The organism is Ruegeria sp. CRTD044 (assembly GCF_059613485.1).
The window spans coordinates 635,672-660,363 of record NZ_JBXWSP010000004.1; the positions used below are offsets into that span (position 1 = coordinate 635,672).

At 61.9% G+C, this 24,692-nt stretch carries 24 protein-coding genes; 11 read left to right on the forward strand and 13 right to left on the reverse strand.

What is annotated here, in order from left to right; all coding sequences use genetic code 11:
- Positions 1 to 8 precede the first annotated feature (8 nt).
- Positions 9 to 1,760, reverse strand: coding sequence for an acetolactate synthase 3 large subunit (locus tag AC2FNL_RS06110; RefSeq protein WP_496832835.1), 1,752 nt, complete (start codon positions 1,758 to 1,760; stop codon positions 9 to 11).
- A gap of 418 nt (positions 1,761 to 2,178) precedes the next feature.
- Between AC2FNL_RS06110 and AC2FNL_RS06115 the strand changes: the two genes are divergently transcribed.
- Entirely contained in the window at positions 2,179 to 3,024 is an 846-nt protein-coding gene (locus AC2FNL_RS06115; RefSeq protein ID WP_093962350.1) for a HalD/BesD family halogenase, read from the forward strand.
- A gap of 44 nt (positions 3,025 to 3,068) precedes the next feature.
- Positions 3,069 to 3,443: a bleomycin resistance protein gene (locus AC2FNL_RS06120; protein ID WP_170455588.1), complete on the forward strand. Its 375-nt coding sequence runs from the start codon at positions 3,069 to 3,071 to the stop codon at positions 3,441 to 3,443.
- A gap of 30 nt (positions 3,444 to 3,473) precedes the next feature.
- On the opposite strand, the gene AC2FNL_RS06125 is transcribed toward AC2FNL_RS06120, so the two are convergent.
- Positions 3,474 to 4,118, reverse strand: a complete 645-nt coding sequence (locus AC2FNL_RS06125; RefSeq protein ID WP_170338171.1) for a response regulator transcription factor — start codon at positions 4,116 to 4,118, stop codon at positions 3,474 to 3,476.
- Positions 4,118 to 5,551 carry a cache domain-containing protein gene (locus tag AC2FNL_RS06130; RefSeq protein WP_480774927.1) on the reverse strand — a complete coding sequence of 478 codons (1,434 nt, stop codon included), beginning with the start codon at positions 5,549 to 5,551 and terminating at the stop codon, positions 4,118 to 4,120. The genes AC2FNL_RS06125 and AC2FNL_RS06130 overlap by 1 nt, the downstream gene beginning before the upstream one ends.
- A gap of 247 nt (positions 5,552 to 5,798) precedes the next feature.
- Here AC2FNL_RS06130 and AC2FNL_RS06135 point away from each other — a divergent pair, with 247 nt between their 5' ends.
- The 3 genes from AC2FNL_RS06135 to AC2FNL_RS06145 all read left to right on the forward strand — a co-directional run bounded on the left by AC2FNL_RS06135 (position 5,799) and on the right by AC2FNL_RS06145 (position 10,304).
- Positions 5,799 to 6,881: a TRAP transporter substrate-binding protein gene (locus tag AC2FNL_RS06135; RefSeq protein ID WP_093962346.1), complete on the forward strand. Its 1,083-nt coding sequence runs from the start codon at positions 5,799 to 5,801 to the stop codon at positions 6,879 to 6,881.
- Positions 6,882 to 7,005: 124 nt separating this feature from the next.
- Complete coding sequence (locus AC2FNL_RS06140; protein WP_093962345.1) at positions 7,006 to 7,932, forward strand: TRAP transporter small permease subunit; 927 nt, start codon at positions 7,006 to 7,008, stop codon at positions 7,930 to 7,932.
- Between the two features lie 17 nt (positions 7,933 to 7,949).
- On the forward strand, positions 7,950 to 10,304 hold the full coding sequence (locus AC2FNL_RS06145) for a TRAP transporter large permease subunit (RefSeq protein ID WP_170338179.1): 2,355 nt from the start codon (positions 7,950 to 7,952) through the stop codon (positions 10,302 to 10,304).
- 74 nt (positions 10,305 to 10,378) lie between these two features.
- Here AC2FNL_RS06145 and AC2FNL_RS06150 read toward each other — a convergent pair whose 3' ends face one another.
- The 4 genes from AC2FNL_RS06150 to AC2FNL_RS06165 form a co-directional block, all read right to left on the reverse strand.
- Positions 10,379 to 10,768 (reverse strand): VOC family protein, encoded by a 390-nt coding sequence (locus AC2FNL_RS06150; protein ID WP_496832836.1) that lies wholly within the window; start codon positions 10,766 to 10,768, stop codon positions 10,379 to 10,381.
- A gap of 6 nt (positions 10,769 to 10,774) precedes the next feature.
- Positions 10,775 to 11,599 carry an arginyltransferase gene (locus AC2FNL_RS06155; RefSeq protein ID WP_093962342.1) on the reverse strand — a complete coding sequence of 275 codons (825 nt, stop codon included), beginning with the start codon at positions 11,597 to 11,599 and terminating at the stop codon, positions 10,775 to 10,777.
- 74 nt (positions 11,600 to 11,673) lie between these two features.
- Entirely contained in the window at positions 11,674 to 12,105 is a 432-nt protein-coding gene (locus tag AC2FNL_RS06160) for an RDD family protein (protein ID WP_093962341.1), read from the reverse strand.
- A 67-nt stretch (positions 12,106 to 12,172) separates the two neighbouring features.
- Positions 12,173 to 12,592: a DUF2852 domain-containing protein gene (locus AC2FNL_RS06165; RefSeq protein WP_170338185.1), complete on the reverse strand. Its 420-nt coding sequence runs from the start codon at positions 12,590 to 12,592 to the stop codon at positions 12,173 to 12,175.
- A gap of 141 nt (positions 12,593 to 12,733) precedes the next feature.
- Here AC2FNL_RS06165 and AC2FNL_RS06170 point away from each other — a divergent pair, with 141 nt between their 5' ends.
- Genes AC2FNL_RS06170 through AC2FNL_RS06190 form a run of 5 tightly spaced genes read left to right on the forward strand, consistent with a single transcriptional unit; the run spans position 12,734 to position 17,988 of the window.
- Positions 12,734 to 13,123, forward strand: coding sequence for a DUF4440 domain-containing protein (locus tag AC2FNL_RS06170; protein ID WP_480726186.1), 390 nt, complete (start codon positions 12,734 to 12,736; stop codon positions 13,121 to 13,123).
- A 13-nt stretch (positions 13,124 to 13,136) separates the two neighbouring features.
- Positions 13,137 to 15,929, forward strand: a complete 2,793-nt coding sequence (gene glnE, locus AC2FNL_RS06175) for a bifunctional [glutamate--ammonia ligase]-adenylyl-L-tyrosine phosphorylase/[glutamate--ammonia-ligase] adenylyltransferase (RefSeq protein WP_496832837.1) — start codon at positions 13,137 to 13,139, stop codon at positions 15,927 to 15,929.
- Positions 15,916 to 16,188 (forward strand): hypothetical protein, encoded by a 273-nt coding sequence (locus tag AC2FNL_RS06180; protein WP_496832838.1) that lies wholly within the window; start codon positions 15,916 to 15,918, stop codon positions 16,186 to 16,188. Before glnE ends, AC2FNL_RS06180 begins: the two co-directional genes overlap by 14 nt.
- A gap of 52 nt (positions 16,189 to 16,240) precedes the next feature.
- Entirely contained in the window at positions 16,241 to 17,449 is a 1,209-nt protein-coding gene (locus AC2FNL_RS06185) for an RSP_2647 family RNA methyltransferase (protein ID WP_496832839.1), read from the forward strand.
- On the forward strand, positions 17,446 to 17,988 hold the full coding sequence (locus AC2FNL_RS06190; RefSeq protein WP_093962335.1) for an RSP_2648 family PIN domain-containing protein: 543 nt from the start codon (positions 17,446 to 17,448) through the stop codon (positions 17,986 to 17,988). The genes AC2FNL_RS06185 and AC2FNL_RS06190 overlap by 4 nt, the downstream gene beginning before the upstream one ends.
- A gap of 54 nt (positions 17,989 to 18,042) precedes the next feature.
- Here the strand turns inward: AC2FNL_RS06190 and AC2FNL_RS06195 are convergent, their stop codons facing one another.
- On the reverse strand, positions 18,043 to 18,729 hold the full coding sequence (locus AC2FNL_RS06195; protein ID WP_496832840.1) for a M48 family metallopeptidase: 687 nt from the start codon (positions 18,727 to 18,729) through the stop codon (positions 18,043 to 18,045).
- A gap of 203 nt (positions 18,730 to 18,932) precedes the next feature.
- Here AC2FNL_RS06195 and AC2FNL_RS06200 point away from each other — a divergent pair, with 203 nt between their 5' ends.
- On the forward strand, positions 18,933 to 20,417 hold the full coding sequence (locus tag AC2FNL_RS06200) for an inorganic phosphate transporter (RefSeq protein WP_170402557.1): 1,485 nt from the start codon (positions 18,933 to 18,935) through the stop codon (positions 20,415 to 20,417).
- Between the two features lie 19 nt (positions 20,418 to 20,436).
- Here the strand turns inward: AC2FNL_RS06200 and AC2FNL_RS06205 are convergent, their stop codons facing one another.
- The 5 genes from AC2FNL_RS06205 to AC2FNL_RS06225 all read right to left on the reverse strand — a co-directional run bounded on the left by AC2FNL_RS06205 (position 20,437) and on the right by AC2FNL_RS06225 (position 24,588).
- A complete protein-coding gene (locus tag AC2FNL_RS06205; RefSeq protein ID WP_496832841.1) occupies positions 20,437 to 21,621 on the reverse strand; it encodes a vWA domain-containing protein in 1,185 nt (394 codons plus the stop codon).
- A gap of 4 nt (positions 21,622 to 21,625) precedes the next feature.
- A complete protein-coding gene (locus AC2FNL_RS06210) occupies positions 21,626 to 21,796 on the reverse strand; it encodes a hypothetical protein (RefSeq protein WP_170338198.1) in 171 nt (56 codons plus the stop codon).
- 26 nt (positions 21,797 to 21,822) lie between these two features.
- Positions 21,823 to 23,172 (reverse strand): DUF2927 domain-containing protein, encoded by a 1,350-nt coding sequence (locus AC2FNL_RS06215; RefSeq protein ID WP_496832842.1) that lies wholly within the window; start codon positions 23,170 to 23,172, stop codon positions 21,823 to 21,825.
- A complete protein-coding gene (locus AC2FNL_RS06220) occupies positions 23,169 to 23,618 on the reverse strand; it encodes a GNAT family N-acetyltransferase (RefSeq protein ID WP_093962330.1) in 450 nt (149 codons plus the stop codon). Before AC2FNL_RS06220 ends, AC2FNL_RS06215 begins: the two co-directional genes overlap by 4 nt.
- Positions 23,619 to 23,742: 124 nt before the next feature.
- Positions 23,743 to 24,588 (reverse strand): AAA family ATPase, encoded by an 846-nt coding sequence (locus tag AC2FNL_RS06225; RefSeq protein WP_093962329.1) that lies wholly within the window; start codon positions 24,586 to 24,588, stop codon positions 23,743 to 23,745.
- Between the last annotated feature and the right edge of the window lie 104 nt (positions 24,589 to 24,692).

Sequence of the window (24,692 nt, forward strand, 5' to 3'; positions counted from 1 at the left end):
AAGCAATATCAAACCAGCACCGCGCCGCCAGCCTGAATGACACCCTTCGTTTCGGCCTCGCCCAGCAGCATCTCGTTATGGGCTTTGCCCGACGGGATCATGGGGAAGCAGTTCTCGTGCTTTTCGACGAGGCAGTCAAAGATCACCGGACCGTCGTAATTGATCATCTCCATGATCGCGTCATCCAGATCGGCGCGGTCTTTGCAGATGATCCCCTTGGCCCCGAAGGCCTCTGCCAGCTTGACGAAATCGGGCAGGGCCTCGGACCAGGAATGCGAATAGCGTTCGCCATGCAGCAGTTCCTGCCATTGGCGCACCATGCCCAGGCGTTCGTTGTTCAGGATGAATTGCTTCACCGGCAGGCGGTATTGGACTGCGGTGCCCATCTCCTGCATGTTCATCAGCCAGCTGGCCTCACCTGCGACGTTGATCACCAGCGCGTCCGGGTGTGCCATCTGCACACCGATCGAAGCCGGGAAGCCATAGCCCATGGTGCCCAGCCCGCCTGAGGTCATCCAGCGGTTGGGTTCTTCGAACCCAAGGAATTGCGCGGCCCACATCTGATGCTGGCCCACCTCGGTACAGACATAGCGATCGTGGTCCTTGGTCAGCGCTTCGAGACGTTCCAGCGCGTATTGGGGTTTGATCGACTTTTCGCTGTTGGTGTAGGCAAGGCAGTTGACCTTGCGCCAGTCCGAGATCTGGGACTGCCACTTGGCAATCGCTTCGGTGTTGGTTTTGCGGCCACGCGCCTTCCAGACCTTCAGCACGTCTTCCAGAACATGCGCCACGTCCCCCACGATGGGGATGTCCACCCGGATCACCTTGTTGATCGAGGATGGGTCGATGTCGATATGCGCCTTTTTCGACTTGGGCGAGAACGCGTCGATACGCCCCGTGATCCGATCGTCGAACCGGGCGCCGACATTGATCATAAGATCACAGTCATGCATGGCCATGTTCGCCTCGTAGAGGCCGTGCATGCCCAGCATTCCGATCCAGTTCTTGCCCGATGCGGGGTAGGCGCCCAGACCCATCAGGGTAGAGGTGATGGGGAAACCGGTCGCTTCCACCAGCTCGCGCAGCAGTTGGCTGGCGGCAGGACCCGAATTGATTACGCCGCCGCCGGTATAGAACACGGGCTTCTTGGCGGTTTCGATGGCGGCGACCAGTTCAGTGATCGCGTCCAGATCGCCCTTGACCACCGGTTGATAATGCGAGGTCGAGGGTTTCGGCGCGGTGTATTTGCCGGTGGCAAACTGGACGTCCTTGGGGATGTCGATCAGCACAGGACCGGGACGACCTGCGGTGGCGACGTGAAACGCCTCGTGCATGGTTCCCGCCAGCGAGTTGGTGTCCTTGACCAGCCAATTGTGCTTGGTGCAGGGTCGGGTGATGCCCACCGTGTCCGCCTCTTGGAACGCATCCGAGCCGATCATGAACGTCGGCACCTGACCGGTCAGAACCACGATCGGGATCGAATCCAGAAGCGCGTCGGTCAGGCCGGTCACCGCGTTGGTCGCGCCGGGCCCCGAGGTCACCAGTGCAACACCGGGTTTGCCGGTTGAACGGGCGTAGCCCTCGGCCGCATGTATCGCGCCCTGTTCATGCCGCACCAGGATGTGACGGATGTCATTTTGCAGAAAGATCTCGTCATAGATCGGTAGCACGGCGCCGCCGGGGTATCCGAATACCGTGTCCACGCCCTGATCCTTGAGGGCCTGGACCACCATCTTTGCGCCGGTCATCTCACGTGTCATCTGCTTTGCTCCGTTCGCGACATGTGTCTTGCGTTTGACAAAAAAAAGCCCCCGAAGTTTCGGAGGCGCATGGGTTCGATTATGGCTTACCGTTACCGGCCCATGCGCGTGGTTCCTACGATTACGACTAGCGTTCTCATCGCCAGAGGCTCCTTTTTGCGTGGGGCAGACATTATGGGCGGCGCGAAGGGGCGTCAACAGGCAATCTGGCCAATTTCCTGACTCTGATGTCGAATTTTGCGACATTTTGTTGCGCAGATTGCCGCATGTGGAGAAATTTCCGGAAATACTGGCCGAGTTTTACCGAGTTCCCAACGGTGGTCGAGGTCAGAATGCGTCAGAGCGATGTCTGAAACGGGCATGATGCGGGGTCCGGGCTGGGTCAGGCTGGAGCTGCGAACAAGTCAGGGAGGACGGCATGCTGGTTGATCTGGTGGACCTAGGGCGCTATCCGATCGATCGTCCGAATTCGGCGGCCTATGATCGGTTGATCGATGACATTCGTCGTGACCTCGACAAAGATGGTTGCGCAGTTTTGCCCGGATTTGTCCACGAAGACGGGTTGAGCCAGTTGCTGACCGAAGCCGAAGCCGTCGCGCCGAGCGCGCATCGCAGTTTCAACCGGACCAACGCCTATTTCACCAAGGACGATCACCGCTTTGGTATCGCCCACCCGATCCGTCGGTTCTATGACCGGTCGAACGCCTTTGTTCCGGCCGACAATTTCCCGTCAACCGGTCCCCTGCGCAGAATCTACGAGTTCGAAGGTTTTCTTCCCTTCATCCGCGAAGCGCTGAATGAACCCGAGGATCGGTTCTTTCGCTACGATGATCCATTGGCGGATGTGATCATCAACGTGGTCGAAGAGGGGCAGGGCTTTCCGTGGCACTTCGATACGAACAACTACACGGTTACTCTGGCGATCCAGAATGGCGAGCAAGGCGGCGCCTTTGAATACGCGCCGAACCTGCGCACCGCCGAGGAGGAGAACTTTGACAAGGTGGCGATGGTTTTAGACGGCAATATGGGAATGGTACGCCAGTTGGAGCTCAATCCCGGTGATCTGCAGATCTTTCGGGGGCGCTATTCCTTGCATCGCGTGGCGCCGGTGTCGGGTGCACGGCCGCGCTACGTGGGGATATTCTCCTTTGTCGAGGCCGAAGGCATGTGTGGCGGGGTCGAGCGTACCCGGCAGCTCTATGGTCGTGTGCTGCCGTGTCATCACGACAGGGAGGGGTTGCGAAACGATGAGCTTCTGGACTGACCCGTGCTAGGGTGGAGCAGTCAGATCCTGCCAGGGAGTGCAAGGTGCCACGTATTCTTCAGCTGACCCCCTTTGTACTGTGTTCCTCGCTGAGCAGGCAAATTGCATTCTACTGCGATCGTCTGGGTTTCGCGTGTGGGTTCACGCAAGACAACTATGCTTTTCTCAGGCTTGGCCCGGTTGCAATTCGCCTGCTGGAATGCCCGCCGCGCGCGGACGGCTTGCCGCTGGGCCACGAGCAATCCTTCTATATAGATGTCGAGGATATAGACAATTTGTACGAAAGCCTGCGTCCCAAACTCGAAGATCTCCCCGAAGGGCGGGTCCGTGCGCCATTCGATCAGCCATATCAACAGCGAGAGTTTCACGTTCTGGATGAGGACGGCACGCTGGTCTTTTTCGGCGAGGGAATCCGCTAAAGCGCGGAAGCTGCGCTGATGGCGCGGCCGTCAGAAGGCCACGCCGGTTCCTTGCAAAACGCCATGTTCCAGCGCGTATCGGGTCAGGCCGGCAGTCGATGAGATGCCCAGCTTGCGCTTGATGTTTTTGCGATGGGTTTCGACCGTGCGAACCGAGATATCCAGCGCCAGCGCGACTTCCTTGTTCGACTTGCCCTGCGCCAATTCCAGAAGGATCGTCTGTTCACGCCCGGTGAGCGCTTCGCGCGCCGCATCCTCTTTCGGTTCCAGCGATCCGATCGCCCCGGTGCACAAATAGCGCTCTCCACGCATGACCGCGTCTATGGCCTGCTTGATTTCGTCAGTCGGCACATCCTTGAGAACGTAGCCCTTGGCCCCATGGCTCAATGCGGTCGAGATGTATTCCGGGCTGTCATGCATCGACAGAATGAGAATGCGGGTGTCGGGCAACCGTTCGAGGATCAGTTCAGTGGCGCTGAGCCCCCCGAGCCCCGGCATGTTCAGATCCATCAGGATGACATCGGGCTGCAGGCGCGCGGCCTGATCAACCGCGTCACGGCCATTGCCCAACGTGCCGACCACCTTGATGTCGTCAAAGCTCTCGAGGATCGACTGGATGCCCTCGGCGACCATGGGGTGATCGTCGACGATAAGGACTCGGATCGTTTCGGTCATCAGGAACCGGCCTTTCCTTTGGGTGTCGCGTCTTCCTGCGGCGGCAACAGGTGGCTCAGCGGCAGGCTGACTTCGATCACCGTACCACTTTGTGCGCCGCGTGATGACAGGATACGCAGGGATCCGTCAAGCTGTTCTATGCGCTCTTGCATGTTGCGCAGCCCGATCCCGGTGCTGACCCGGCCCGGTCGTGACCGAAGGCCACGTCCGTTGTCGGTGATGCGCATGGTCGCGCCCTTCTTGTGGCCGCGCAGGTCGATCGTGACGCGGGTTGCGCCAGAATGGCGTTCGATATTCGTCAGCGCCTCTTGCGCGATACGGTAGAGGGCGATCTTGCTGTCCTGGTCCAGACGATTGCGGAACACGACGGTCGAGAATTCGGTCTCGATCCCGGTCCGTTCGCGGAAATCGTCGGTCAGCGCTTTCAGGGCAGGGCCAAGGCCCAAGTCATCCAATACGCCGGGCCGCAGATCGCGACTGATGCGACGCACTTCGGTAATCGCGGTTCCCAGGTTGTCGATGCCCTTGTCCAGCGGTGCACGTGCGCCGTCATGATCGCCCTTGGACAGGCGCCGCCGGGCATTGTCCAGCGCATAGCGCACCCCGACCAAGATCTGGCTGATCCCGTCATGCAGCTCACGCGCCACCCGGCCGCGCTCTTCCTCCTGCGCGTCGATGACCCGCTTGGTCAGTTCCTTCAGCTTGGCATCCGCGAGCCGGCGTTCGCGGATGTTCAACAGCATCCCCGAGGCGAAGACGATCAGAACCGCCGCCAGAACGATACCGCCGATATACAGGAACGTGCGTTGCACCCGCGCTTCGACCTCGGCGCGGGCATTTGCAACGGTGGCCACGATGTCGTCGATGAATACACCGGTTCCCACGGCCCAACGCCAATCCTGCAGGCCGACGACATAGGCGATCATCATCGCCTCTTCGCCGGTCGAGGGCTTCTGCCACATGAAACTGTGCCATCCGGCACCCTGTCGTGCCAAGCGGATGAACTCGTCGACGACCGGAACGCCCTTGCTGTCCGTCAGGCCCTCCCAGTTCTGATTGATGAACTCGGTCTGTCGCGGGCTGACAAGGTTGTTGCCGTCATAATCGTATACGAAGAAGAACCCGTCCTTTCCGTAGATCATGGCCGACAGGATCTGGGTCACCAGATTCTGGGCGACCTTGTCATCCGGAGACGCGCGTCCGTAGATATATGCGAACCCGTTCCGGGCCTGTGTCACGTAATTGCGCAACTCTTCCTTCTTGGCCTCGATCAGCCGGCGCTCCAACGCCTTGATCTCGCGTTCAGCCGTCGCGCGGGACTCATAGGCGACCATGACCGCGATTGCGGCCACGGCCACGACCAGCGGAATGGCCGCCACCAGCGACAGCTTCTGAGCATAGGTCAGTGAAAGCAGAGCGCGGAGTTTCCCCATGGTCGAATCGATACGCAAGCGGGGGTGAAATTGCAAAGAGATTGGGCATTCCGGCGCTCGGAACGCCCGGAACTCGCGGTTTGCGGGTCGAAATGAGCCCGGGAATTGCGCGTTCTGCAGAAAAAACCATCTGATCTACGTAGTAATAGGTATTCCTTTTCAACCGGCCATCATTAGGGTGACGCTACCGTAAACGACTGGCTCGGGCGCTGCCCGAGTCGTGACTATGAAGGGGAGGAATACTCTTATGGATCGTCGTAAGTTTCTAAAGACATCGGCACTGGGCGGCTCGGCCGCAGCGGCAACCGCACTGGCGGCACCTGCCTATGCGCAGGGCAAGCGCACGCTGACCATGGTTACCTCGTGGGGCCGCGGTCTGGCTGGCGTGTTCGACAGCGCGCAGCGTTGCGCCGACAGCATCACCGCAATGTCCGACGGCAACCTGACCGTTGACATCAAGGCCGCGGGCGAACTGGTGGGCGCGTTCGAAGTGTTCGACGCGGTCTCGTCGGGTCAGGCTGACATGTATCACGCCGCTGACTATTACTTTGTCGGTCAGCACCCGGGCTATGCGTTCTTCACCGCCGTTCCGTTCGGAATGACCGCGCAGGAACTGGTGAACTGGTACTATTTCGATGGCGGCATGGAGCTGCATGACGAACTGGGCCAGATCTTCGGCCTGAAATCGTTCCTGGCAGGCAACACCGGTGCGCAGGCCGGCGGCTGGTACTCGAAAGAGATCAACAGCCCCGAAGACTTCAACGGCCTGAAATTCCGTATGCCGGGTCTGGGCGGCAAGGCTCTGGGTAAACTGGGCGCATCGGTTCAGAACATTCCGGGTTCGGAAGTGTATCAGGCACTGTCCTCGGGTGCCATCGACGGCACCGAGTGGATCGGTCCCTGGGCGGACGAAAAGGCCGGTTTCCAGGAGATCACCAAGATCTACTACACCGCCGGTTTCCACGAGCCGGGCGCAGGCCTGTCGCTGGCCACCAACCGCGACGTGTTCGAAAGCCTCTCGCCGGCGCATCAAAAGATCATCGAGATCGCTGCCGCCGAAGCGCACCAGTGGAACCTGGCACAGTTCCTGGCCAACAACGGCGCGGCGCTGCAGCGTCTGCAGGCCGGTGGCGTGAAGGTCATGGAATTCCCCGACAGTGTCTGGGATGCCTTCGGACAAGCCAGCCAGGAAGTTCTGGCCGAGAACATGAGCGACGAGCTGTTCAAGAAGATCCACGACAGCGCGATGGCATCGATGAAAGCCTCGTCGTCGTGGCTGAACATGTCGTCGGGCGTCTACACCGCGCAGCGCGACCGCGTTCTGGGCTAACTGGCCGTCTGGCAATCAAACGGTTTCCCCGCCACGTGCGGGGAAGCCTTTCCTGTTGCAGATGCGCGGATCGCACGGTTTTCCGCTATAATCAGCGTCGCAACCAACGGGACCTGGGGACATTATGCAGGACGAAAACGGTATCTCGTTCTTCGGCGCCCTGTGGAACGGACTGGTCTGGTTCGTTCAAAGCATCGCCGAAGCCTTCTATAATTTCGGATACGCCATCACGCATCCGCAGCTGTGGCTGAACTGGTCGGACAAAGAAGCGATCATGCGCTTTGTCTATTACGGCGGGTCGGTCGAGTTCTTTTTTGTGGTTTTCACGATCTTCCTCGTGCTGACCGCGATCGGGCTTTACTTCCGCGGCTTCATGTGGGGCATGGTGCGCGTTCTGGAAGGGTTCGCCAACACGACCGGGCGTTTCTTTGCCTGGGCGGGCCTGCTGATGGTGATCCAGCAAATCGTCATCGTATTCATGCAGCGCGTTTTCGCGCGGCCTGACATGGCGTTTGGTCTGGGTATCCCGTTTCAGATGGATATCAGCTGGTACGCCGAAGAGCTGAAGCTGTACAACGCGCTCGTCGTCTGTCTGTGCTGCACCTACACCTTCGTGCAGGGCGGCCACGTCCGCGTGGACCTCGTTTATGCCGGCATCTCGCACCGGGCCAAGCGCGTGGTCGACATGCTGGGCTCGATCCTGTTCATGATGCCAATCGCCGTGCTGACCTGGATGTATGGCTGGTACTTCATGTGGCGTCACCTGATCGTGCCGAAGCCCTCGGCCAGCGACACGCTGGACCGGCTGGTGATGAAATCCCGCGCGCTGCGCTGGAACGTCGAAACCATCGGCTTCAGCCCCAACGGCTTCAATGCCTACTTCCTGTTCAAGATCCTGCTTGTGGCCTTTGCCGCGATGGTGTTCCTGCACGCGATCGCGTTCTTCTACCGGTCCTATCTCGAATATGTCGAAGGCCCGGAAAGCACTGGAAAATACCTCGACAAGGACAGCCTTGGCGAGGGTGAAGAAGCCTACGAAGGCACACATTAAGGACGGAGACCAAGACAATGCTATTCGGACTTGATGGCGTCGAGATAGGCCTCATTATCGTATTCCTCTGCCTGTTTGGCGGAATTCTCAGCGGCTTTCCGGTGGCGTTTGCCATTGGCGGAGCCGGCATCATCTCTTTCGGGATCATCGCCGCGCTGGACAGCGCCGGATTGCTGATCCACCAGGCGATCGACACAAGTTCGCAAGCCTATCGGGACATCGTGAATTCGGGCGTGAAACCCGATGTGATATCCGTGTTCCGATACCCGGACCTGCCAAGGATCGCCGAGCCGGTCTTTGTTCAGGGTTGGGAAACTGCGTTGGACCGCAACGTGTCCTTCATCGTGAACCGCATCAACGAACGGGTTCTGGCCGGTCAGTCGATCGAGACTCTGCTGGCGGTGCTGATGTTCGTGCTGATGGGCATCACGCTGGAACGCTCGAAAATCGCCAACGATCTGCTGACCACAATGGCGCGCGTCTTTGGCCCGCTGCCGGGCGGTCTGGCGGTGTCGATCGTGGTTGTGGGGGCATTCCTTGCGGCCTCGACCGGGATTGTGGGCGCGACCGTGGTGACGATGGGCCTGCTGGCCCTGCCGACCATGCTGCGCAACAACTATTCGCCGGAACTGGCGACGGGCGTGATTGCGGCCTCGGGCACGCTGGGGCAGATCATTCCGCCGTCGATCGTGATCGTACTGCTGGGCACGCTGGCGGGTGACCTGTATTCGACGGCGCAGGAGACTCGCGCGGTCGAAGCGGGCTGTACCGACGCGCTGACCTATCTGGGCGAGCCGGCCGTGGTTTCGGTTGGTACGCTGTTCCAGGCGGCGCTGCTGCCGGGGATCATGCTGGCGCTGCTCTATGCGCTTTATGCCTTTGGCTACGCGCTACTCAACCCGCACAAGGCACCTGCGGTCGAACTGTCAGGCGGCAGCGGCGAGCCGATCACCCGCTCGGAAGGCCTGACCTGGCTTCTGGGTGCCCCTGTCGCTCTGATCGTGGGCGCGGTGCTGCTGGGCAACCTGGGCGCCATCGGCAGCCAAAATATCACGGTTTCGGGCTTCTCGGATATCGGTGAGGCAGCCACGCTGCGCACCAACGTGTCCGAAGAGTGCAAGGCCTCGATGATCGAACTGCATGGTCAGGAGGCCTGGGACATGGCCGTGGCCGAGCAGGAAGCCATCGACGCTGCCGGCGGAGTGTCCGAGTCGCAGCGACTGAGCGAGGAAGAACTGGCCGCAGCGCGTGAAGCCAAGATCGCCGCCGCGGCTCCGATCGGCACCGGTGTTGCGGTGATTGTCGTGCTGCTGGGTCTGACGCTGGTGATGGGCCGGGGCATTGCGCCGTCGCAATCGCCGCAGCCGTTGATCGTGGGGGGGATCGGGCTTGTCTTGATGCTGCTGGTCGATGTGCTGCTGATCGCGCCGACCACCTCGTCGGGGGCCACGTTCCTGCTGTTGGCGGTGCCGTTCGCGCTGGCCATGTATGGCTGCAAAGCCGCGGCGGCGCGCTGTGCCACCAATGATCTGATCCGCGTGGTTTTCCCGCCGCTGGTTCTGATCATCGCGGTTCTAGGCTCGATCCTGGGTGGTGTGACCAACCCGACGCCGGCTGCGGCGCTGGGGGCAGGCGGCGCTATCATGCTGGCGGCCTATCGCAAGCTGCAGGATCAGGGGCGATCCGGCAAGGTGATCATCTGGTCGACCTTCGCGGTCGTCATCTGCCTGTTGATGGGCGTAAACTTCGATCTGCGCGTCAACCAGGGTGGCGTGACCGTGGAAAGCTGGATCGCGTTCATCCTGGCCTACGCCGCGTATCTGTACGCGCTGTTCGGGCTGCTGTTCGCGTGCTGGGTGCTGTTCACCAGCGGTGTTCTGACTCCGGTGGTGCGGGAAACCGCCAAGGTGACCTCGATGGTCTTTACCATCCTGATCGGCTCGCAGCTGCTGAACCTGGTGGTGATCTCGTTCGGCGGGGAACACTATATCCAGCAGTTCCTCAAGAGCTTTGACAACGAGTTCACGGTCTTCCTGATCGTGATGTTGGTGTTGTTCATCCTGGGCTTTGTGCTGGATTTCCTCGAGATCATCTACATCGTGATCCCGATCGTGGGTCCGGTGATCTATGGCGGGTCGTTCGATCCGAAATGGGTGACGATCATGGTGGCGGTGAACCTGCAGACCTCGTTCTTGACGCCGCCATTTGGCTTCGCGCTGTTCTATCTGCGCGGCGTGGCGCCCAAAGAGGTGACGACGGGCCATATCTATCGCGGAATCATCCCCTTCGTGCTGATCCAGGTGGTGGGCATCGGAATCCTGTGGTTCTTCCCGTCGATCGTCACCATCGTGCCGGACCTGATCCCGAACTGATCGGTGATGGCGTTATCAAATTGAAAAGGGGGCCGCGAGGCCCCCTTTGCTTTGGTCCCGGCTGACGCCGGTTGTCAGGTGAACTGGATCAGGTCCCAACGGTTACCGAACGGATCCTGCCAGACGGCAACGATGCCATACGGTTCGTAGCGCGGCTCTTCCTCGAACCGGACCCCGTTGGTCAGCATGTCTGCGTGATCGCGGGCGAAATCATCGGTTCTGAGAAAAAAACCGACACGACCACCGGTCTGATTACCGATTGCGACCCGTTGGCTGTCTCCGTCAGCCTTGGCCAACAGCAGAGCAGCCCCATCGCTGCCTGGGGGAGTAACCAACACCCATCGTTTGCCTTCGCCAAGATCGATGTCCTGGGTCAGCCGGAACCGGAGCGTCTTGGTGTAGAACGCGATCGCGTCATCATAGTCCGGCACCACCAGGGTGACGGCGTGCAAGCCTTGCTGCATCAGAATTCAACCTTTGGTGGGGTGGCGATCGGGAAGTTGGATATTCGCGACCTGCTCGGCAATCGGAGCGGTCGAAAGCGGGTGATGCGTTGAATCGGTGAACGCCTCCGGGTCGTCCACACGCTGCCACCCGCCTTTCACATAGACCTCGAGCCCTGCGAATTTCACCTTGTAGCCCATCTTTGGGCTGCCGGGGACCCAATAACCCAGATACACATAGGGCAGTCCGGCCTCGCGCGCGATGTCAATATGATCGAGGATCATATAGGTTCCCAGCGAGCTTTGCGGCTGATTTGGGTCATAGAACGAATAGACCATGCTCAGCCCGTCATCCAGAACATCGGTCAGGCTGACGGCGATCAGGTTTCCGGTTTTGGGGTCGGCATATTCAACGACGCGGCTACGGATCGGGGTCTCTTCGATCATCGCGGCGAATTCGAACACGTCCATATCCGCCATGCCGCCATCGGCGTGTCGTGTGTCCAGGTAACGCCGAAACAGCTCGTACTGGTCGTCGGTGGCCCAAGGTGAGGTCGCGCGTCGCTGAAGATGCGCATTGCGCCGCGCCGCGCGTTTCTGGCTTTTGGTCGGAGAAAACGCCGAGACGTCGATCCGGGCCGACAGGCAGGCCGCACAATCGGTGCAGGAGGGCCTGTACAGGACGTTTTGAGACCGGCGAAAACCCTGCTGCGACAGAGAGTTGTTCAGCTGATCCGCGCCTTCGCCCTGCAGGGCGGTGAACAGCTTACGCTCGATCCTGCCCTCAAGATAAGGGCAGGGCTGTGGTGCAGTCACATAGAACTGCGGCGCAATCGGCAGCGTGTGTCGCATGAAGGCCCCGTGTTTCCTCGGGGCCGATGATAGCAACCGTTTCTGGGGTCGCCAAGTCCCAGAAACGGGCCGTGTCAGGCGCGCTGGTTCAGCATCACGGTGCCGAGGAATGCATCGGTCAGGCCCTGGTTGCGGGCACTGGTCAGCATCATGATGACCGAGATGATCTGCAGGATCGGAAACGCCATGCTGACAAAGTATCCGGCTGTATGTGCGACTGCCTTGCCGGTATCCATGCGTTCGCCAAACGCGTCGCGCAGCTCGATCCCCATAAAGCGCATGCCCAGCGTGGCAGACCCGTTTGCGATGGTGACGACACGGTAGATGAAACTGACGACCGCATAGATCAGCGCGATGACGAACAGGCCCATGCCGAAGGTCAGCAGAATGGCAACCGTGCACAGCAGCGAAATAAAGGCGATATCGAACAGCCACGCGAAGAAGCGTTTGATCGCTACGGATTTGTAGAAGTCCGGCTGACGATCCGGGTCGGGCAGATGAGACATGAAGGAATTTCCGGTCGGTTGTTGAGGTTTGCCCTGTCCCGCAGAGAGGGGGCAGGGCGGTAGGGTATCAGGCGGTTTCGTCCTTGTCGTCCGCCGTATTCTCCTGAGCGCGTTCGTTCATGAACTGGTCGAACTCGGCCTTGTCCTTGGCTTCGCGCAGGCGGTGCAGGAAGGCTTCGAAATCCTGTTGTTCCCGTTCCAGGCGAGCAAGCGTGTCGGCCTTGTAGGCGTCGAACGCACTGTTGCCCGAGGGCTTCATCGCGCTCATGTGACTGTGCCAGGAATGGCGGCGGCTGCAGGATTTGCTGAACATGCGTTTGCTCCAGATCATATAGGCCAGAAGGGCCAGGCCGACGGGCCAGAAGAAGATGAAACCAAGGACCATGGCAGCGATCCAGGCGCCTTTGCCCTTGTCGTCAAGCCAGGCCTCGGCACGGTGCAACCATCCCGGGTTGCGGGGGACGGCGTGTTCGGACAATGCAGTCATTTGGGCTCTCCAGGTTGATGTAAACTGTGTTCACATTGATCTAGATGGGGTGGCCCGGCCCGGATGCAAGGGGCGATGTGAAAAAGATTTACATTTAGGGGCCCGGTTGACGACGGTTCTGATCCTGCGCAACGTGCGAGCATGAACACGCACAACGACAAGCCCGCCCCGACGCTTGAAGAAATCCTGAACCTGGAGCAGCAGGTCTGGACGGCTTTGGTCGAGGGTGATGCGCAGGCGGACCGGGCGTTGCTGAGCACCGATTTTCTGGGCGTCTACCCATCCGGTTTCGCCAATCGCGAGGATCATGTGGGTCAGTTCGCAGACAGCCCGACCATGGAGTCATATGGGTTGAGCGCGGCGCAACTGCGCGTTCTGACCGCGGATATTGTCCTGTTGTCCTACCGGGCGGACTATCGGCGGCCCGGTGCGTCCGCGCGCGAGGCGATGCTGATCTCTTCGTTGTGGGAACGCCGGGATGATGGCTGGATCAATACCTTCAGCCAGGACACTCCGGTCGACGTTAACTGACCGGAATTCGCCCATGACCGACAATTTCACCATCCGCCGCGCCCCGCGTCCCTACGATCCCGAACTGGGGCGAGAGGCCTGCGCCGCAGTGCCGGATCTGACCGCTGATCAGTCCGAACTGGTGACCGGTGCCGCAGGCAGCAGCCCGTACCTCAAGAGCTTGATCGATCGTGAGCGCAATTGGCTGGCCCCGGCGCTGGATCGGCCACAGCACGCCCTTGCGCAGATCATGGAGGACGCGCGCGCGTTGGCTCCTGACCAGTTGAAACCGGGCCTGAGGCAGGCCAAGCATCGGCTTGCCTTGCTGACGGCTCTGGCCGACCTGTCCGGAGCCTGGAACCTCGAGCAAGTCACGACGGCACTGACCGACTTTGCGGCGCTTGCCGTGGACATCGCGGCCAAGGCCGAGATCGCGGCGCTGATCCGGCGCAAGAAGCTGCCCGGCATGACCGAAGACGACGTGGAAACCGCCGCCGGTATGGTGATCCTGGCGATGGGCAAGATGGGTGCGCACGAACTGAACTACAGCTCGGATATCGACCTGATCGTGCTGTTCGACGAAACCCGGTACGATCCCGACGATTTCTATGAGGCGCGGCAAGGCATGGTGCGGGCGACGCGCAATTTCTGCGCTACGCTCAGCGACAAGACGGCCGATGGCTATGTTTTCCGCACCGATCTGCGTCTGCGCCCCGATCCTGCGGTTACGCCCGTCTGCATGGCGACCGAGGCGGCCGAGCGCTATTACGAAAGCCTGGGCCGCACTTGGGAGCGTGCCGCCTATATCAAGGCCCGCCCCTGCGCCGGTGACATCGCCGCCGGACAGCGGTTTCTGGAAACCCTGCGGCCTTTCGTCTGGCGCCGCCATCTGGATTTCGCCGCCATCCAGGACGCTCACGACATGCGCCTGCGCATACGCGAGAACAAGCGCACCTGGGGGGCTCTGACGATCCCCGGCCATGACATGAAGCTGGGGCAGGGTGGCATTCGCGAAATCGAGTTCTTTACCCAGACCCGGCAGTTGATCGCCGGCGGCCGTGACCCCGATCTGCGGGTGCGTGGCACGGTGCCGGGGCTGGCGGCGCTGGCGGCCAAGGGCTGGGTGCCGCAAGACGTGGCCGACAAGCTGACCGACCATTACCGCGCCCATCGCGAGATCGAACACCGCATCCAGATGGTGCATGACGCGCAGACCCACAAGGTGCCGCAATCGCCCGACGGGATCGAGCGCATCGCCTGCCTGATGGGTATCACCAGCGCCGACCTGACAGCCGATCTGACCCGCCGCCTGACCGAGGTGCACGAGCTGACCGAGGGCTTTTTCACGCCCGGCGCCGGCCCCGCGCCGACCGCAACGCCTGAGGTCGAGTTCGACGCCGGCGTTCTGGCCCGGTGGACAACCTATCCCGCGCTGCGCTCGCAACGGGGCGCGCGCATCTTCGAGCGGCTCAAGCCCGAGTTGCTGGCCCGGCTGGCCAAGACCGCCCGGCCCGACGAGGCGCTGCTGGCGCTGGATGGGTTTCTGGCCGGCTTGCCCGCTGGGGTGCAGCTGTTTTCCCTGTTCGAAGCCAACCCGCATCTGATCGATCTTCTGGTCGATATCGTCGGCACCTCGCATGCACTGGCCGCGCATCTGTCGCGCAATGCCCAGGTGTTCGACGCGGTGATCGGTGGCAGCTTCTTTGCCGATTGGCCCGGTCAGTCCGCCTTGCAGGCTGAACTTTCCAACGCGTTGGCGGCTGAATCGGACTATGAAACCCAACTGGATCTGGCGCGGCGCTGGTGCAAGGAATGGCATTTCCGTATCGGTGTGCACCACCTGCGCGGTCTGATCGACGGGTTGCAGGCCGGGCGGCAATACGCGGACCTCGCGCAGGTTGTCATCGCCGCGATCTTACCCTGCGTAGAGCGACAGTTTGCGCAGAAACACGGCTCTCCCCCAGGGCGTGGCGCTGTGGTGCTGGGCATGGGGTCGTTGGGGGCCGCTCGGCTGAACTCGCAATCCGATCTGGACATGATCGTGATCTACGACCCGCAAGCGGTGGACATGTCCGACGGCCCCAAGCCACTGGCCACGCGCACCTACTATGCGCGCTTTACGCAGGCGCTGATTACCGCCCTGTCGGCACCGATGGCGCAAGGACGGTTGTACGAGGTCGACATGCGACTACGTCCGTCCGGCAATCAAGGGCCAGTCGCCACAAGCTGGGCCAGCTTCACTCATTACCAACAAGAGGAAGCTTGGGTTTGGGAGCATCTGGCCTTGACCCGCGCGCGTGCAGTTGCAGGCAACGCGGATCTGGAAAACGATTTCGAAACTTTCCGTACGCAGTTCCTGTCTCGCCCGCGCGACAAGGATCAGGTCCTGCGCGAAGTGTCGGATATGCGCGCACGCCTGGCGGCGGCGAAATCTCCCGCCGGTGTCTGGGATGTCAAGAACGGCCCCGGCCGTCTGCTGGATATCGAACTGATGGCCGAAACCGGCGCGCTGTTGTCCGGCGCGTCACAGCGCGACGTCGACTCGGGCTTGGACGGAGCGGTCGCTGCGGGTCTTTTGGATGTCGCTCAGGCGCAGGTGTTGAAGGACGCATATGACCTATGCTGGTCGGTGCAATGTGCGGCGCGGCTACTGTCGGGCAAGGTGATCGAGGCCGACAAAATCGGGCAGGGGGGCACGGCCTTCCTGTGCCGGTCGACCGGCTTCGAGCAGGTCGAGCAGTTACAGTCCGCCTTGCAGGACAGCTATGCCGCCGCAGCCGAAGTGATCGGCGCGGTGATCGAGGAGAGTGCGGATGGCGCGCAGTGACGACCCGAACGACCCCAAGGGCCTGATCCGCGAGGCCTATCGCATCGACGGAATCACGCTGCCCGAGTGCCGCAGCATCTTTCTGGATTGGGCGCTCAGCCTGCCGGAGGGGCGCGACCAGAAGCAGGCACTGACCGAGTTGCATGCTGTCTATACCGCACAGGATGCCGACCATCCCATGGCACAGGTTCTGCGCGAAGGGCTGGACACCGCGCAGGCTCCGCGCCGGCGCGGCGGCTGGCGGGCGCGCCAACGCTGACGGATCGCGAGAGGGGCTTTCCTGCCCGCGCAATCGCGACTATGAGGGCGCCATGACCCAAGCCGACATGCCCGACCGCCCCAGAATCCGTTTGAAACCCAAAGCCAACGCGCGCGGTCTGCGCCACGGTTTTCCTTGGGTCTATGCCAATGACATCGTCACCGACCGGCGCACCCGCAAGATCGCGCCCGGTGCGCTGGCCGTGCTCGAGGATGACAAACGCGCCCCTATCGCCTTGGTGGCAGTGAATCCGAACTCCAAGATCATGTGCCGGGTGCTGGATCGCGACCTGTCGGCGCAGCTGGATGCCGGGTGGTTCGAAACCCGCCTGCGGCGCGCGCTCGACCTGCGCGAACGGCTGTTCGATGCGCCCTTCTACCGGCTGGTCCATGCCGAGGCCGACGGTTTTCCCGGTGTCATCATCGACCGGTTCGGCGATGCCTGCGTGATCCAGCCCAATGCCGCCTGGGCCGAGGCGCATCTGGATCTTCTGACCGACGCGCTGGTCTCAGTGACGGGTGTGACGACCGTTCTAAAGAATGCCTCGGGCCGCACCCGCGGGCTGGAAGGTCTGGATGACGTGAGCCAGACCCTGCGCGGCACTGCGCCCGATGCCCCGTTGCCGGTTCCGATGAATGGCGCAACCTACATGGCCGACCTGACCGGGGGCCAGAAAACCGGTCTGTTTTTCGACCAGCGTCCCAACCACGCGTTTGCCGCCCGGCTGGCGGGCCCCGGCGCGCATGTGCTGGACGTGTTCAGCCATGTGGGTGGCTTTGGCCTGGCCATGCTGGCCGGTGGCGCCGACCACGCGCTGTCGGTCGATGGCTCAGCCGCCGCGCTGACTCTGGCCGAGCAAGGCGCCGTCGCCTCGGATTTCGGCGACCGCTTTGAAACCCGACAGGGCGAAGCCTTCGACGTGCTGACCCAACTGGGTGAGGAAGGTGCGCAGTTCGACGTGGTCATCTGCGATCCGCCGGCCTTTGCGCCGTCGAAACAGGCGCTGGATGCCGGGCTGCGGGCCTATGAGCGGATCGCCCGCCTGGCCGCGCCGCTTGTCAAACCGGGCGGTTATCTGGGCCTGTGTTCGTGCTCGCACGCCGCCGACCTGACCCGTTTCCGCGAGGCCTGCGCCCGCGGCATCGGCCGGGCCGGGCGTCAGGCGCAGATGATCCACACCGGCTTTGCCGGCCCCGACCATCCGCAACTGCCGCAGCTGGCCGAGAGCGGTTATCTGAAATCCGTGTTCTACCGGCTGTGAAGGCGGTTCTTGACACCTGCGTCATCTACCCGACGGTGATGCGCGAGATGCTGCTGGGCGTGGCGGCGCGGGGCCATTTCACCCCGCTCTGGTCGGCTCGCATCCTCGAGGAATGGGCCCGCGCCGCCCGCAAACTTGGCCCCGAGGGCGAGGCGCAGGCCCGGGCCGAAATCGCGTTGGTGCAGGCACACTGGCCGCAGGCGGAACGCCCCGAGGCGCCCGGTCTCGAACAGCGCCTCTGGCTTCCCGATCCGGCCGATACGCATGTGCTGGCCACCGCCGTCGCCGCATCGGCCGACACGATCATCACCGTCAATGCCAAGGATTTCCCAAGGAATATCCTGGCCGAAGAGGGCCTTGCCCGCATCGACCCCGACAGCTTCCTTCACGGCATCTGGCAGAGTGACCCGATCAGTGTCGAACAGGTGGCCCAATCGGTCCTGACCGAAGCCAACCGCCTGTCGGGCGACAGGTGGACCCTGCGCGCATTGATGAAAAAGGCCCGCCTGCCACGTCTCGGCAAGGCTCTTGCGGCCTGACCTCTTCCCCTGGCTCCAAATACCGCGAGAGGGTGGCCTCTCGCACCCTGACCCTCAGCCACGCTCCCAACGTTGCTCAAGGGCCTCCAGCGCGGCAATCCGCTCGTCCGTCTTGGGATGCCTCATCAGCCAGGCCGGAACCACGCCCGCCCGCTGCTGGGTCAGATCCTCAAGCTTGTGAAACAGGGATTTCTGCGGTCCGATCCCGATCCCGGCTTTGGTCAGCAGGGCGGCTGCGTATTCGTCGGCCTCATACTCGTCCGCCCGCGACAGGCGCGAAGCCAGCAGCGCGGTCAGCGCATTGGCGATCCACGCGCCGATGAAGGGGATGAACCGGTTGAGCAGCATCATCAGCGCCGCCCGCATCGCGTTCTGACCGGAAAAGTCGATCATCCGCCGCCGGGCGTGGCCCAGCGCCACATGCCCCAGCTCGTGCGCGATGACGCTGGCCATCTCCTCGGCCGAAACCTCGCCGTTGCGGAACTTGCGATAGAATCCACGGGTGATGAAGATGCGCCCGTCCGGCGCGGCCAGCCCGTTCACCGGGTCGATTTCGTAGATATAGACCGGCACGCGCGCCACTTCCAAGGCGGCGGCCAGGCGGTCGGTCATGCGCTTCAACTCGGGATCGGCCAGCTCGGTCGACTTCGCATCCAGCTCGCGATGGGTGCGCCAGACGGAAATCCGATACATCACAATGGCATAGGCGATCGCCAGCAGAATTGGGGTCAGACGCAACATATCTCAGATATGGGCGGATCGGGATGCGGGGGCAAGTCGTTCCTCATCACTTTCGGGCAACATGGGCGACTTGGGGCAGTTCGTGAGACGGAAATCGCGCGGCGTCAGATCGCAGTTTCCATATTTCAAAGGTTGAAATGAAGGCAAAAGCCTTCTAGGGCACGGCGCACGCTGTGCGAGCGCGCGCTATGCAAGAGGGACAAATGGCCAACAATGATTTAGAAGCCCGGCACCTTGAAACACTGGATCGTGACCTGCGGCGGTTTTCCCGCCTCGAGGTTGCAACGGCGCAGGTCGGGCGGCCGTTCGTCGGATCGGGCATCGCCTTCGTGTTCATCGTGATCGCCGGGATCACGGCTGCTTTGTTGTTCGGACAGGCCAGCAACACGATGATCGTCGTGATTGCGGCCATGTTCGGAGCCTATATGGCGCTGAACATCGGGGCGAACGATGTGGCCAACAACATGGCCCCGGCGGTGGGCGCGAACACCCTGACCATGGGCGGCGCCATCGCGATTGCCGCAGTTTTCGAAAGCGCCGGCGCCCTGATCGCGGGTGGAGATGTGGTCTCGACCATCGCAAAGGGCATCATCAACACCGAAAGCATGGGAACGGCAACCGTCTTCATCTGGGCCATGATGGCCGCGCTGTTGTCTGCTGCGCTTTGGATCAACCTGGCCACTTGGGTTGGTGCCCCGGTCTCGACCACGCATTCGGTCGTGGGGGGCGTCATGGGGGCAGGGATCGCGGCGGCGGGGTTCGGCGCGGTCAGCTGGGTCAAGATGAGCCAGATCGCAGCAAGCTGGGTCATCTCGCCGCTTCTGGGCGGCATCATCGCCGCCGGGTTCCTGTGGTTCATCAAGGCGCGGATCATCTACCAGGACGACAAGATCGCCGCGGCGCGCAAATGGGTTCCGGTTCTGGTCGGCATCATGGCCGGGGCGTTTGCCTCGTACCTTGCGCTGAAAGGCCTGAAACATCTGTTCAAGATCAACCTGCAGACGGCTCTTGTGATCGGTCTGGTCAGCGGAGTGCTGATCTGGATGGTGACGATTCCTGTCATTCGCCGTCAGGCCGAGGGGCTGGAGAACCGCAACAAGTCGCTGAAGATCCTGTTCGGCATCCCGCTGATCATTTCAGCGGCGCTGCTCAGCTTTGCGCATGGGGCCAATGACGTGGCCAATGCCGTCGGGCCTCTGGCCGCGATCGTTCAGGCTTCGGCGGTGGGTGATTTCACCCATGCGGTGAGCATTCCGCCCTGGGTCATGATCATCGGCGCTTTCGGCATCTCTTTCGGCCTGTTCCTGTTCGGGCCCAAGCTGATCCGGGTGGTCGGCAGCCAGATCACCAAGCTGAACCCGATGCGGGCCTATTGCGTGGCGCTGTCGGCGGCGATCACGGTGATTGTGGCCAGCTGGCTTGGCCTGCCGGTCAGTTCGACCCACATCGCCGTTGGCGCGGTGTTCGGTGTCGGGTTCTTCCGGGAATGGGACGCCGAGCGACGCCTGATAAAGGCGCGCGGTGCCGTGCCGGAACGCCCGGTGCTTGCCCCCGAAGAGCGCCGCCGCCGCAAGCTGGTACGCCGGTCGCATTTCCTGACGATCATCGCGGCCTGGGTGATCACCGTGCCCGCGGCGGCCTTGTTGTCGGGGCTGCTGTTCCTGGGAATTCAGGCAATCGCGGGATAAAACCAAAGCCGGGCTGGCGCTATCGCGTCAGCTCGCGCATGCCGCGTTCCAGCCCGGCCAGCGTCATCGGCACCATCCGGTCTTCGAAGATCTCGCGGATCATGCCGATGGAATGGGTGTATTCCCAGTATTTCTCGGGCACCGGGTTGATCCACAGGTTCGACGTCCACTGTTCGCGCGCGCGCTGCAGCCAGACCTGACCGGCCTCGGCGTTCCAGTGCTCGTTGGCCCCGCCGGGATAGGCGATTTCGTAGGGCGACATCGACGCGTCACCCACAAAGATGCACTTGTAGTCGGGGCCGTAGGTCCGCAGCACCTCATGCGTGGGGGTCTGCGCATCCCACCGGCGGCGATTGTCGCGCCAGACGCCTTCGTACAGGCAGTTGTGGAAATAGAAATACTCCAGGTGCTTGAACTCGGACCGCGCGGCCGAGAACAATTCCTCGACCACCTTGATATGCGGATCCATCGAGCCGCCCACATCGAGAAACAGCAGCACTTTCACAGCATTGTGCCGTTCGGGCCGGGTCTTGACGTCGAGATAGCCATGCTCGGCCGTGGCGCGGATGGTGCCGTCCAAATCCAGCTCTTCGGCGGCGCCCTCGCGGGCCCAGCGGCGCAGGCGTTTCAAGGCGACCTTGATGTTGCGGGTGCCCAGTTCGACCGTGTCGTCCAGATTGCGGAACTCGCGCTTGTCCCAGACCTTGACTGCGCGCTGGTGGCGGCTTTCGTTCTGGCCGATACGCACGCCCTCGGGGTTGTAGCCATAGGCGCCGAAGGGCGAGGTGCCTGCCGTTCCGATCCACTTGTTGCCGCCCTGGTGGCGGCCTTGCTGATCCTTCAGCCGCTCGCGCAGCGTCTCCATCAGCTCGTCGAACCCGCCAAGCGCTTCGATTTCGGCCTTTTCCTCGTCCGAGAGGTGCTTCTCGGCCATCTTGGCCAGCCAGTCGGCCGGAATGTCCACGGCTTCGAGCACCTGATCCATGGTGATCTCGGACAGCCCCTCGAAGCTGGCGGCAAAGGCGAGGTCGAACTTGTCGATGTTGCGCTCGTCCTTCACCATCGAGACACGGGCGAGGTAGTAGAACGCCTCGATGTCGTAGGTGGCCAGCCCCTTCTTCATCCCCTCCAGAAAGGTCAGGTATTCCCGCAACGAGACGGGGATGCCTGCTTTTCTGAGGTTTTCAAAAAAGGGGATGAACATCGGCTCAGCCTATCACCCGCACCAGAACAAGCGAAATGGCCAGTCCCGCCAATGCAAATGCAATGCCGTAGCCGGCCGCATATTGGGCGATATCCGCGCCGCTGCCTTTGCGTTTTCGTGCCGTCAGTGCGCCCAGAGCCGCTCCCAGGACCGCCATTCCCACAACCACTAGCATGTGTTCGTCATCCGCCTTTTGCGATGTTACGGGGCCCCCAGCGCGACGTCCTGCATCAACGAGCCGACCACCAATTCCGAGCCAAACCCGTAGCGCGCCCACCCCAGACTGTCCAGCCTGACGGAGCGTGCCTGTTCGGGTTTGCCGGCCTGCTTCAGGGCCTCGGCCTTCAGCAGCAGCAGCGTCGCCAACATCGAGGCGTTTTCGGCCCGCGTCATCGTCGCGATGGCACGGTCGAGGTCCGGCAGGGCTTCGGGGCCGCGCCCCTGGGTCAGGGCATAGGCCGCCGTCTGAACAGTGATATGCGCGCGCTGAAGCTCGGTTCCGGGGGTCGCGCGCAGATATTGCAGGGCGATGGCGTATTCGCGCTGCGCTTCCTCGGGGGCGTCGAATTCACCCAAACGGGCCTTCAGATAATGAGGGTACGCCCGGCGGTGATCGGTCCAACCTTGCTCTCGGCCGATCCGCATCGCGCGGTCGATGGCCCGCATTTGCCGCGGCGAAGCCCGGCCCTTGCCGACCGCCAGTTGCACGGCGTCGATCCATTCGCGCGGGGTTTCCGAGATTGGCTGGACGGGCAGATTGGCGCCGCGAGGGTTCAGGCGGGCGATGACCCCGGGTATGACCTGCGCCACCTGTTCCCGAGTCATTCCGGTCTGTAGTTCCGGCGCATAGGTCGCGCGCAGGATCAGCATGTCGAACCCGGTCAGGACAGTGTGGAAATTATCGTCGTTGAAGACCGAATCCGGCAGGCGGTACATGTCGTTCAGAGGCCCGATCGCCTGTGCAAGTTCTTCGTGAAGGCAATCCCGCATTTCCTGGGGGCTGACATCGTTGGGAATGAAGATGGCCAGCCGCTCGCGGCTGCGCAGCGCGCGCCAACTGCTTTTGGTCTTGCGCTTGTCGCGGTTGTATTCCTCGAGGCTGGACGCGTTGGGTACAACGAAACACGCGGCCTGCGGCAGAAGCCGCTGGATCTGGCGCTGGGTCACTGCTTCGATCGTGATGTTGGCCTGCCCATCGTTGACCTGGCGGATGTCGATCCGGGCTTCGCGCTGCAGTCTGGTCAGCAGACGCGTCAGGTCGGATTGCATCGTGGGGGCAGGGGCCCCCGTCAGCCGAACTGTGATCGGACCCTCGAACCGCGTAAACACGGGCAGGGCAGTGCCGCTTTCCAGCGAGAAATGCAGGTCCACAAAATCTGCCGCGATGTTCGTATTTGACCGAGCCGGCGGGAAAGGACGTGGCGTACCGAAAGCCTGAGTCACCGGTGCCGCGGCCTCGGTCACCTTGATTTCATCGGGCAACTCAATCCGGTCGACCGAACTGCATCCGGCAAGGACAAAGCCAAGAAATATGCCGGCCAGACGTTTCATGGACGCCGATACTTGAGGAAAGGCGTCAGTTGGCCGACGCGGTCATAAAGCTGGCGCGCCGTGTGGTTGAACTCCTGCGTCAGCCAGTAGACATCGGGCGCGCCTTTTCGATCGGCTTCGGCATAGACGGCCTCGATCAACGCCCGACCGACACCGGTGCCGCGCACATGCGGGCTGGCATAGAGATCCTGCAGATAGCAGACGTTTTCGATCTTCCAGGCATGGCGATGAAACAGGAAGTGGGTCAGCCCGATCAATTCGCCGTCCAACTCGGCCACTAGGCATGAAAAGTCCTGCGGATCATCCCCCAGCAGGCGCGCAAACGTGCTGTCGTAAACCTCGTCCGGCAATACCGTCTCGTAGAATTCAAGATACGCCCGCCACAACAAGTCCCAGCTCGGCCGGTCTTCGGGCGTGAGGGGGCGAATGCGCGGCGCTTGGGTCAATTCGGGTGGTCCTGCTCTACAGCGTGCTCGGTGTCGTGTTCTTTGATCTTTGTTGCAGCAATGCTGGCATCAGGCTTGCCGCAAGGCAAGCCGTGATCACCAAGTATTCATGAATGGGCGGGCTTCAGCGCTTGGCGCGCGCCATGAAGGCCAGCCGTTCGAACAGATGCACGTCCTGCTCGTTCTTCAGCAGGGCGCCGTGCAGCTTGGGCAGGGCATTGACGCCATCGCGCTTCAGGTCTTCGGCGTCCAGATCCTCGGCCAGGAGCAGCTTGAGCCAGTCCAGCACCTCGGAGGTCGAGGGTTTTTTCTTTAGCCCCTGCGTTTCGCGGATTTCGTAGAACTGGGTCAGGGCGGTGGTCAGCAGCGCCTCTTTGATGCCTGGGTGATGCACTTCGACGATGCGACGCATCGTGGCTTCATCGGGGAAGCGGATATAGTGGAAGAAACAGCGGCGCAGGAAGGCGTCTGGCAGTTCCTTTTCATTGTTCGAGGTGATGATCACGATGGGGCGGTGTTTGGCCCGGATCGTTTCACCGGTCTCGTAGACATGGAACTCCATCTTGTCGAGTTCCTGCAGCAGGTCGTTGGGGAACTCGATATCGGCCTTGTCGATCTCGTCGATCAGCAGCACGACCTTTTCATCGGCGTCGAAGGCCTGCCACAGCTTGCCTTTGCGGATATAGTTCGACACGTCGTGCACACGTTCGTCGCCCAGCTGGCTGTCGCGCAGACGGCTGACGGCGTCATATTCGTAGAGACCCTGCTGCGCGCGGGTGGTCGACTTGACGTTCCACTCGATCATCCTGAGACCCAGAGCGCCGGCGACCTGTTTGGCCAGTTCGGTTTTGCCCGTGCCGGGTTCACCCTTGACCAGCAGCGGTCGTTCCAGCGTGACGGCTGCGTTTACGGCAATGGTCAGGTCGTCGGTGGCAACGTATTCGGCTGTGCCTTTGAAACGTGCGGTCATGGGGCCCTCGTATGATGGTCGCAGCAACAGGAGACGGGAACCGAGTTACCTAGGGCGGGGCCGAATGACAAGCCGGGCCGCAGCGTCGCAGGCTGCCAACGACG